Raw genomic sequence first — 10,189 nt, 5'->3', positions numbered from 1 at the left:
CGGGGTATCAACTAATCTGGCGTTGATTTTTGGCACGCTGTTGAGTTCTCAAGGAACGGTCGCTTCCTTTGTACTCACCCTCTCGGGCTTTCCTCCGGGCTTCCCTTCGGTGTTTCGTGTTTCCAGCTTAGCAGACCCGATTTCCGTTTCTGCCACCCGCTGGAGCGGGCTGCTGGGGCAGGAATTCGCTTTCGCGCTTTCCGTTCCCGGCGGGGTTGAACATTACCAGGCTTTCTCGGTCCCCCTGACCACATCCCCTGCGAGCATGCAGAGGTGTAGACCACTGGGGTTAGGATCTGGCTTGGTAGGTGCTGCCGACCCACGACTCAATGCCGCGTTGGGGTCAAGCAGGAGTACGACAGTACATCCCACCGCCAGTTCAGGCAAATCGTTTCCGGTGGTCCCTAGCTCCGCCCAACTGGTACGTCTCGGGCGGAACTGGGACTTCCTATGACTTACGCTTCAGAAGAGTACGCCGTCCAGGACAGGTAGTGACGGCGCCACACAATTTCCGCCCCTGGGAGGCTTCCCATGACAACCGTGACGTCGCCGCTTGCTGGACGCGCCATCGGTCTCGCCGCAGTTCCCGACCCGGTCTTCTCCGGTGCGATGGTCGGTCCCGGTACCGCCATCGATCCCGTACGTGAGGCCTCGGAGGTCGTCTCGCCCCTCGACGGGGTCGTCGTCTCCATGCACCCGCACGCCTTCGTCGTCGTCGACAGCGAGGGCCACGGGGTGCTGACCCACCTCGGCATCGACACCGTTCAGCTCAACGGGCAGGGCTTCGAGCTGCTCGTCAACAAGGGTGACACCGTGACGCGCGGACAGGCCGTCGTGCGCTGGAACCCGGCTGACGTCGAGGCCGCCGGCAAGTCCCCCATCTGTCCCATCGTGGCCCTGGAGGCCACTGCGGACTCGCTCTCCGATGTCGTCGGGGACGGCGACGTGAAGGCCGGCGACCAGCTCTTCGGCTGGCGTTGAGCCGGTTCGTCCCCGTGACGACCGCGAGTTCGACATTCAACGCGGCGGCCGGTGCCGCCGCTCTATCGGAGACAGGTGAGATGGAGACAACGCTGCGAGGCGTCGGCGTCAGCCACGGTGTGGCGATCGGCGAGGTCCGGCACATGGGCACGGCGGTTCTCGAGCCGCCGGCCAAGCAGATTCCGGCGGACGAGGCGGAGCGCGAACAGGGGCGCGCCCGTCAGGCCGTCGAAGCTGTCGCTGCCGACCTGATTGCGCGTGGCAATCTGGCCGGCGGGGAGGCGCAGCACGTGCTCGAGGCCCAGGCGATGATCGCCCAGGACCCCGAGCTCATCGCCGATGTCGACCGCCGCATCGCCGTGGGCAGCACGGCCGAGCGCGGTATCTACGACGCGTTCTCCCACTATCGCGAGCTGCTCGCCGGTGCCGGTGAGTACATGGCGGGCCGGGTCGCCGACCTGGACGACGTGCGGAACCGGATCGTCGCGCGCCTCCTCGGTGTTCCGATGCCCGGCGTGCCGGACAGCGACGAGCCGTACGTACTGATCGCGCGGGACCTGGCGCCCGCCGACACCGCGCTGCTGGACCCGACGCTGGTGCTCGGGTTCGTGACGGAGGAGGGCGGGCCGACCAGCCACAGCGCGATCCTGGCGCGGGCTCTCGGTGTGCCCGCCATCGTGGCGCTGCCGGGCGCGGGTGAGATCGCCGAGGGCACGCTCATCGCGGTCGACGGTTCGACCGGTGAGCTCTTCGTGGACCCGAGCGAGGAGAAGAAGGCGGAGCTGACCTCGGCCGCCGCCGCGCGCAAGGCCGCGCTGGCGACGTCCAGTGGTCCCGGCGCCACCTCGGACGGGCACAAGGTGCCGCTGCTCGCCAACGTCGGCGGTCCTGCCGACGTGCCGGCGGCGGTCGAGGCGGGCGCGGAGGGCGTCGGTCTCTTCCGTACCGAGTTCCTCTTCCTGGACGACAGCAAGAAGGCTCCGTCCGAGGAGAAGCAGGTCGAGGCCTACCGCAAGGTGCTGGAGGCCTTCCCCGAGGGCCGTGTCGTCGTGCGGGTGCTCGACGCCGGTGCCGACAAGCCGCTGGACTTCCTGACCCCGACGGACGAGCCGAACCCGGCGCTCGGAGTGCGGGGGCTGCGGTCGCTGCTCGACCACCCGGAGGTGCTGCGGACGCAGCTCACCGCGCTGGCGAAGGCGGTCGAGGGTCTGCCCGTGTACCTCGAGGTCATGGCGCCGATGGTGGCCGACCGTACGGACGCGAAGGCCTTCGCCGACGCGTGCCGCGAGGCCGGGCTGCGGGCGAAGTTCGGTGCGATGGTCGAGATCCCCTCGGCCGCGCTGCGGGCGCGCTCGATCCTCCAGGAGGTCGAGTTCCTGTCGCTGGGCACCAACGACCTGGCGCAGTACACCTTCGCGGCCGACCGGCAGGTCGGTGCGGTGTCCCGGCTCCAGGACCCGTGGCAGCCGGCGCTGCTCGACCTGGTGGCGATGTCCGCCGAGGCGGCCAAGGCCGAGGGCAAGAGCTGTGGTGTCTGTGGCGAGGCCGCCTCGGATCCGCTGCTCGCGTGTGTGCTGACGGGTCTGGGTGTCACCTCCCTCTCCATGGGTGCCGCGTCGATCCCGTACGTGCGGGCGACGCTGGCCAAGTACACGCTGGCGCAGTGTGAGCGGGCCGCGTCCGCGGCGCGGGCCGCGGACACGGCGCACGAGGCGCGGCTGGCCGCGCAGGCGGTGCTGTCCGGGGAGTGATTCCCGGGGCTGTTTCGACGAAGGGGCTTTCCGTCACCGAGGTGACGGGGAGCCCCTTCGTCGTGGGTGGGGTCAGTGGTGGGTGGTCCAGTCGTCGTCGGGGTCGGGGACGAGGGGGAAGCCCGCGCGGTGTTCGACGCCCGGTTCCGGCGGGAGGGGTTCTCCGGTGCGGGCGTCGGTGCAGTAGGCGGAGAAGACCTCGGCTTCGGTGAGGGGGGTCAGGGTGCCGCCGGTGAGGCGCCAGCCGTGGAGCCGGTCGGGGGCGTCGGGGGTGGTGGTGCGCAGGACCAGCCCGCCGGGGGCGCCGAGGGCGATGCCGGCGGCGAGGACGGCGGTGAACTCGGCGGCGGGCTCGTCGGCCACGACCGCCGGCGGTGCGGTGCCGTCGGCGTGGAGCACGGCGAGGAGTTGGTCGTCGGCCGCCGGGACGCTGCAGACCAGGTGGTGGGTGCCGGGGCCAGCGGTGTCGAGGAGGCGGGCGAGGAGCCGGGCGGCCCGCTCGAAGGCGGCCTTGCCGATGTCCTTGCCGCAGGTGGCGCAGTCGCCGGTGGTGGCGAGGACGGTGGTGGCGTACTCCCAGGTGGCGTGACGGACCGCGGTGTCGACGAGTTCGGGCAGGAGGGTGGTGAGGGGCTGCCCGGTGTAGGTGACGCGGGCTCCGGTGGCGGCGAGGTGGGCGGTGAAGCGGCTGCGGCTGGCCGGGTGGTCGGGGTCGAGGGCGGTCTCGGCGCAGTAGGCCGCGTACTCCTCGGGGTCGAAGAGGGTGACGGTGGTGTGACCGCCCTGGGTGGCGAGGTTCTTGAGGAGGGCTTCGACCTGCCGGAGGTAGGTCGTGTGGTCGTCGAAGACGAAGGTGCGGTAGCGGCGCATCGCGCTGAAGTCGTGCTCGTCGGCGAGGAGGCCGACGGTGCTGGGGACTTCGCGGCGCAGGGCGCGTCGGAGGTGTGTCGTGGTGGTGCCGGTCCGTGTCATGTCTCCCCCTGGTGACGTTCCGATCAGTGCTCACTCACCGTAACCTTGACCACTGACAGTGACGATTCGGGGAGGCGGCGACGGACCAGACGGTTCTGTGCGGCGCTGGTCGCGACGAGGGCGGCGCCGAGGACCGGCCAGGCGAAGGGGCCCGCGGCGACGAGGCCGGTCATGAGGAGCGGTCCGGCGAAGCGCTGGGTGGACTGGGCGAGGCCGTGCACTCCGAGATAGGCGCCCTGGGCGTCGTCGGGGGCGAGGGCGACGGAGATCTCCCAGGACGCGATGGTGTGGATCATCTCGGCGAAGGTGAGGACGACGGCCGCGGTGACCAGGGCGGTGACGGCGAGGGTGCGGCCGCCGAGGGCGGAGACGGCGAGGGCGAGCGTCCCCACGGCGAAGAGGGCCGCGAGGGGGCGGAGCAGCCGGCGGGCGGCGTCGGTGGTGGAGCCGAAGCGGGAGAGCGGGACCTGGAAGATCACGACCAGGGCGCTGTTCACGACCATCAGGAGCGGTGCGAGGCCGACGGGGGCGTCGGTGGCGTGGACGATCCAGAGGGGCAGGGCGACCTGGAGGATCGAGTCGTGGAGGAAGAAGACCGACTCTCCCGCGGTGAAGGCGAGGAATCCCCGGTCGCGCCACGGGTTGGAGGGCTTGGCCGCGGGGGCCGCGTCGGTGGAGGACGCGGCGATCCGCGAGGCGGCGGGGGCCGGGGGTTCGGCGCAGCGCAGGGTGAGGGCGGCCATCACGAGGTAGGAGAGGGCGTCTCCGACGAGCAGGAGGTGGAAGGCGGTGGAGGTGCCTACGGCGAGGGCGGCCGCGGCACCGAGGCCGCCGAGGGTCCAGCCGATGTTGGAGGTGGTGCGGTTGATGGCCTGGTAGCGGACGCGGTCGGGGCCGGCGACCCGGGCGGCGTAGAGCTTGGTGAGGACGTTGGTGGCGCGGTCGGGGAGTGCGCCGAGGGCCGAGAAGAGGACGAGGAGCGGATAGTCGTCGGTGGTGAGGAGGGCGAGGAGGGCCGCGGAGCGGAGCAGTTGGGTGGCGATGAGGACGCGGACGAGGGGGAAGCGGTCGGCGAGGCGGCCGCCGAGGGGGGCTCCGGCGATGCCGGCGGCGCCGGAGACGGCGATGAGGAGGCCCACCTGGCCGAGGCCGAGGCCGGTGACGTAGGTGAAGTAGAGGGCCATGGCCGTGGACCAGAGCCCGGTCCCGCACTTGTCGATGAAGCCGATGACGAGCATGCGGCGGCCGTCGGGGCCTCCGGGGATGCGGTCCCTCAGGACTGGTCGGGCGGAGCGGGTGGTGCGGTTCATGGGTCCCCCTTGCCAACTGCTTTGTATCGATACATAATTGATTACGTGGCAGCACAATATGCGATCGAAGGTATGACGGCCAAGGGGATTGCCGCGTCCGTCGAGCGGGGCGTGAGCGACGGCGGGCTCTCCCCCGGCGACGCGCTGCCCCCGGTCCGGCGGCTCGCCGACACGCTGGGGGTGAGCCCGGGGACGGTCGCGACGGCCTACAAGGAGCTGCGCCGGCGGGGGTTGGTCGTCACGCGGGGCCGGGGCGGAACCGTCGTCGCCGAGGTGCCCTCGGTGGCCTCCCGGCGCCCGCCGCGCGTGCCGCAGGGCCTGGTGGACCTGGCCGGCGGCCATCCGGACCCGGCCTTCCTTCCCGTACTGCGGCCGCCCTCGGTGGTCGCTCCCGTGTACGGCTCCCACCGTGCCTCGCCCCGTCTCGCGGCCCTCGAAGAGCTGACGCGGCAGTGGTTCGGGCGGGACGGGGTGCCCGCGCGGCACGTGACGTTCGCACACGGGGCGCTGGACTGCATCGCGCGGCTCCTCTCGACGGAGCTGCGGCCCGGTGACGCGGTGGCCGTGGAGGATCCCGGGTTCCACCATCTGCTCGACCTGGTGCCCGCCCTGGGGCTGCGGACGGTCCCGGTGGCCGTGGACGGGGAGGGGCTCGTACCGGACGCGCTGCGGGCGGCCCTCCGGAGCGGGGTCCGCGCGGTGGTGTGCAGTCCCCGGGGCCAGTGTCCGACCGGCGCGTTCTTCACCCGGGCGCGGCGGGACGAACTGGCCGCGGTGCTCGGGGACTTCCCCGAGGTGCTCGTGATCGAGGACGACCACAACGCCGAGGTCGGCGGGGCGGCCGCCCATACGCTCGCGGCGGCCGGGCTCGAACGCTGGGCGCAGGTGCGGACCGTGTCCAAGCACCTCGGGATCGACCTGCGGTGGGCCGGTGTCGCCTGTGACGCGGTGACGCTCGCGCGGCACGACGGCCGGATGCTGATGACCTCGGGCTGGGTGAGTCACGTGCTCCAGGAGACCGTGGCGGGACTGCTCGGCGACGGGGCGGTACGCGCGCTCGTGGCGGCGGGCGAGGAGGCGTACGCGGAACGGCGTGCGGCGCTGATCGGCGCGCTCCGGGCGCATGGGATCCGGGCCGTCGGGGCGAGCGGTCTGAACGTGTGGGTGCCGGTCCGGGACGAGTCGGCGGTGGTCAACGGGCTGCGGACGCAGGGCTGGTGGGTCGCGGCGGGGGCGCGGTTCCGGATCGCGGCGCCGCCGGCCGTACGGATCACGACGGCGACGCTCGATGTGGACGAGGCGCCGCGCCTCGCGGCGGACTTCGCCGAGGTGCTCGGGGACGCCCAGGCGACGTACGGCGGATGAGGACAGGCCGTACGCGGTCGGTGGGGCGGGGCACGGGAACGCTCCGGGAGGGGCGGTCGGCCCTTCCCGGAGCGTGGTGTCGCCGTGGACGCGGTCAGGTGGTCAGCGGGTGCGGTAGGCGTCGGTCAGGGTCTGGGTGAGGGTGTTGCCCCGGCCGTCGGTCAGTTCGGCGCGGAGCGAGACGGACCGGCCGGGGGCCGGGGTGCGGAAGACGGCCCGGCCGTCGAGGACGGGCACGCGGGTCCAGCTGGAGCCGTCGTCCGTGGACAGGGAGACGGCGAGGGACCGTACGCCGTTCTCCTCGGCGGCTCCCTCGACGGTGACGGGCACGCGGACCGTCACTCCCGCCGGAGCGGTGCCGTCGAGGGCGAGCGCCGGGGCGAAGCGGACGGTGCTGAGGGGCAGCGCCGCCGGGCGGGCTGCGGCGGCCGAGGTGAAGGTCCAGGACGCGGTGACACGGCCGCGCGAGGTCGTGCCGTCGCCGCGCGTCGCGGAGGCGGTCAGCCGGTACGAGGCGGATCCGGGCGTGGTCGTGAACGTGGCGCGGCCCGGGTCGCCCTGTCGGGTGCCGATCAGGACGCCGTCGCGGTGGAGCGTGGTCGTGGCGCCGTGGAAGCGCGGTGCGGACGGTGTGTGGCCCTCGCCGTCGGCGAGCAGCGGGAGGTCGAGGGCGAGGGTGTCGCCGTCACGGACGCCGGCGGGCCGGGCGCCGGGCGAGCGGTCGAAGGCCGGGCCGAAGACGGCGTTGTCGAAGGTGTGGGTGGTGGTGGCGCCGGCGCGTACCGCGATGCCGTCCGCGGAGTAGCGGTTGGGCGGGGTCTCGGGGGCGGCGGGCCCCGAGTAGCCGATGTCCCACAGGCCCCGCTCCGGGGTCACCTGGACGGTGGCGGTGCCGGGCAGTTCGAGGGGCTGGACGAGTCCGACGGTGGGGCCGGCGCTGGGCTGGATGGAGACGAAGCCGGTGCCGGCCGCGCCCTGGGGGGCGGCTCCCCGGATCTTGACGGTGGCCAGCGAGGCGGCGGAGGGGTGCCGGACGAGACCGGTCAGGGCGCGCCCCGAGGTGAAGGTGTAGCCGAGCGCGTAGTCGCTCTTCGCGCCCGACCAGTAGGTGTCGAACCATTCCTTGACGGAGCCGGACTCCGCGGCGGGGCCGAGGTGGGCCACGCGCAGGCCGGGGCCGGCCACCAGGACGTTGGCCGAGCGGGTCGTCCCCTCGTGGCTGACCTCGACGAACCCGAGGCTGTTGAGGTAGCGGGCACCCGACTCCGGCGGGCGTACGTCCACCGGGGCGGTGGTGCGGGCGTCGACGGTGACCGTCGTGTCGCCGTTCAGGTCCAGCCGGGGCTGGACGATCCAGTCGGTCCCCGCCGCCGTGCCGGCACCGGTCAGGGTGGAGTCGAGCAGGTAGCGGCCCTTGGGCAGGCGGACGGTGACCGTCCCGGACGCGTCGTACGGCGTCGCCTCCTCGGACGCGCCCGCGCCCGAGATGCCGGTGACATGGGTCAGGTAGTCGCCGGTGGCGGCTCCGGCGCGGTCCAGGTGGCGGATGGTCAGGGTGTAGGTCTCGGCCCCGCCCGCGGCGAGGGCGGGCGGGAGCGGCGTCGAGAGCGTGGTGCCGGCGAGGACCGCGGCCAGGGCGAGGGCCCGGAGCGCGGTCCTGCGGCCGGTTCCGCGTCCGGTGGCGCGGGGCGGGGTGACGGGCGTGGTGCCGTACGGGGTGACGGGTGTGGTGCTGTGCGTGGTGCTGTGTGCCGAGGAATCGTTCATGCCCAGCACTGCGCATCGTGGGCCGGGCGTTCCCGTGACCTGGGACACATCGGGCGTGGGTGTGGTCCAGGTCACGGGAACCCGGGTGAACCACCGCCCAGTGCCAGATGTGGAATCACCTATGAGAGATCGTTTCCGCGCCGGAGACCCCTCGGCGCTCGGGGAGGCGTACGACGAGCACGCACGCGTGCTCTACCACTACGCCTACCGGGTGTGCGGGGACCGCGCGGCCGCGGAGGACGTCGTGTCCTCCGCGTTCCTGGAGGCCTGGCGCTGTCGCGGGAAGGTGCACGCCGACGGCGGGAGCCTCCGCCCGTGGCTGCTCGGCATCGCGACCAACATCATGCGCGGCGCGGCGCGGGAGGCGCGACGGCGCGACGCGGCGCTCGCCCGTGTCCCCGAGCGCGGGGTGCTGCCGGACTTCGCGGACGAGGTCCTCGCCCGGATGACGGACGGGGAGCAGGTACGGGCCGCCCGAGCCGCCCTGGGGAAGCTCCGTCGGCGCGAGCGGGAGGTCTTCACCCTCGTGGTGTGGGCCGGACTCGACTACGCCGCCGCCGGGGAGGCGTTGGGCATCCCGGTCGGCACCGTCCGGTCCCGGCTGTCCCGGGCCCGTGAGCGGCTGCGGAAGCTCGCCGAGGCGGAGCTGCGGGCGGTACGGCGGAAGGACCGCGCGGCCGTCGCCGCCGTGCGGGCGGCCCCTGGGCCGGCCGACCGGGGCGCCGCGCGTGCCCCTGCCCGTACGGCCTCCGAAAGAAGCACCGGGGGGAGCGCCCCCGGTACCACCGCGGGCCCGGCCGGGGGCACCCCCGCCGAACCAGCTGCGGGCCGCGCCGAAGCCGTGGGCGCCCGGCCCGCCGTCCACTCCCCCGTCCGTCCCGCCCTCGTGCCCCGATCGATCCCGGAGAACCAGGCATGAACGCCTCCGCCCCCCGCCCTTCCCCCGCGCACGCCGACGCGGACGAACTGCTGCGCGCCGAGCTGGCCGAGCTGCTGCCCCCGGCGGCGGTGCCCGACCTGACGCCCGAGCGGAACGTGGCCCTGCGGCACGCCGTGCTGCGGACCGCCCTCGCCTCCGACGGCGCCGCCGCCCGCCCGGCCCGTACCGGCCGTTCGCGTCCGGGTCTCCGGATCGGGTGGATCGCCGCGCCGGTGACGGCCTGCGCGCTCGTCGCCGGTGTCGCCGTACTCGCGCCCCGGGACGCGCCGGCGGAGTCCCCGGACCGGATCTCGGCCGGGCAGCCCGCGTCGCCCGACGCGGTGCGGATCCTGTCCCACGCGGCGCTCGCGGCGGCCGCCGCTCCGGCACCGCACGCGCGGCCGGAGCAGTACGTCTACATCAGGAGCCTGGTCGCGCACGCGGGGCGGGGCGCGGACGGCGGCGCTGCCGTACTGCCGACGGCCCACCGGCGCGAGGTGTGGCTCTCCGCCGACGGGAGCCGTCCCGGTCTGCTGCGCGAGCCCGGCGCCGCCGACACGGAGCTGGGCGCACGCCTGCCCGTGTACGAGCTGGACCACCGCGGGGCCACTCCCCGGAAGACGACCGCCGGGGCGGCGCCCGCCTCCGTCACCAACCCGACGCACGCGTACGTGGCGACGCTTCCGACGGACCCGGAGACGCTCCTGCGGCTCGTCCGGGAACAGACCCGGGGCACCGGGGGCGACGCCGATCAGCGGGCGTTCACCGCGATCGGGACGCTGCTCGCCGAGACGTGGGCTCCGCCGAAGGTCACCGCCGCGCTGTACGAGGCCGCGGGGCGGATCCCCGGTGTGACCGTCCTGCCGTATGCGACGGACGCGGCCGGCCGTGAGGGTGTGGCTGTGGCCCGTACCTCGCACGGCGAGCAGACCCAGTGGGTCTTCGACCGGTCGACGTCGGCGTTCCTGGGGGAGCGCACGGTGCTCACCGAGACGACGGCGGCCGGGCGGAAGGGCACGGTGCTGGGTGTGTCGGCGGTGCTCGCCAAGGCGGTGGCCGCCGCGCCCGGGGAGCTGCCGGAGGGGTGACCGAGGGCGACGCGTCGGCACGCCGGATGTCCGGCG

Annotated in this window: 8 protein-coding genes; 5 read left to right on the top strand and 3 right to left on the bottom strand. The window is 73.7% G+C overall.

Features of this window, described 5'->3' with window-relative positions; genetic code table 11:
- Nucleotides 1–531 precede the first annotated feature (531 nt).
- On the top strand, nucleotides 532–981 hold the full coding sequence (locus ASD33_RS29245; RefSeq protein WP_056567088.1) for a PTS glucose transporter subunit IIA: 450 nt from the start codon (nucleotides 532–534) through the stop codon (nucleotides 979–981).
- Nucleotides 982–1,061: 80 nt separating this feature from the next.
- Nucleotides 1,062–2,732, top strand: a complete 1,671-nt coding sequence (gene ptsP / locus ASD33_RS29240) for a phosphoenolpyruvate--protein phosphotransferase (RefSeq protein WP_056567084.1) — start codon at nucleotides 1,062–1,064, stop codon at nucleotides 2,730–2,732.
- Between the two features lie 72 nt (nucleotides 2,733–2,804).
- Here ptsP and ASD33_RS29235 read toward each other — a convergent pair whose 3' ends face one another.
- A complete protein-coding gene (locus tag ASD33_RS29235) occupies nucleotides 2,805–3,704 on the bottom strand; it encodes a hypothetical protein (protein ID WP_056567082.1) in 900 nt (299 codons plus the stop codon).
- Nucleotides 3,705–3,727: 23 nt separating this feature from the next.
- Complete coding sequence (locus tag ASD33_RS29230) at nucleotides 3,728–5,014, bottom strand: MFS transporter (RefSeq protein WP_277922103.1); 1,287 nt, start codon at nucleotides 5,012–5,014, stop codon at nucleotides 3,728–3,730.
- Nucleotides 5,015–5,059: 45 nt separating this feature from the next.
- On the opposite strand from ASD33_RS29230, the gene ASD33_RS29225 reads away from it, so the two are divergent.
- Complete coding sequence (locus ASD33_RS29225) at nucleotides 5,060–6,379, top strand: GntR family transcriptional regulator (protein WP_056567072.1); 1,320 nt, start codon at nucleotides 5,060–5,062, stop codon at nucleotides 6,377–6,379.
- A gap of 102 nt (nucleotides 6,380–6,481) precedes the next feature.
- Here ASD33_RS29225 and ASD33_RS29220 read toward each other — a convergent pair whose 3' ends face one another.
- Entirely contained in the window at nucleotides 6,482–8,146 is a 1,665-nt protein-coding gene (locus tag ASD33_RS29220) for a DUF4249 domain-containing protein (RefSeq protein ID WP_242427183.1), read from the bottom strand.
- A 121-nt stretch (nucleotides 8,147–8,267) separates the two neighbouring features.
- On the opposite strand from ASD33_RS29220, the gene ASD33_RS29215 reads away from it, so the two are divergent.
- Nucleotides 8,268–9,065, top strand: a complete 798-nt coding sequence (locus ASD33_RS29215; protein ID WP_199863607.1) for an RNA polymerase sigma factor — start codon at nucleotides 8,268–8,270, stop codon at nucleotides 9,063–9,065.
- Nucleotides 9,062–10,153 (top strand): CU044_5270 family protein, encoded by a 1,092-nt coding sequence (locus ASD33_RS29210; RefSeq protein WP_079045081.1) that lies wholly within the window; start codon nucleotides 9,062–9,064, stop codon nucleotides 10,151–10,153. The genes ASD33_RS29215 and ASD33_RS29210 overlap by 4 nt, the downstream gene beginning before the upstream one ends.
- Nucleotides 10,154–10,189: the final 36 nt, after the last annotated feature.

It is taken from the genome of Streptomyces sp. Root1304 (assembly GCF_001426405.1).
Taxonomy (GTDB): domain Bacteria; phylum Actinomycetota; class Actinomycetes; order Streptomycetales; family Streptomycetaceae; genus Streptomyces.
This window is presented reverse-complemented; position numbering and strand designations above follow the sequence as displayed.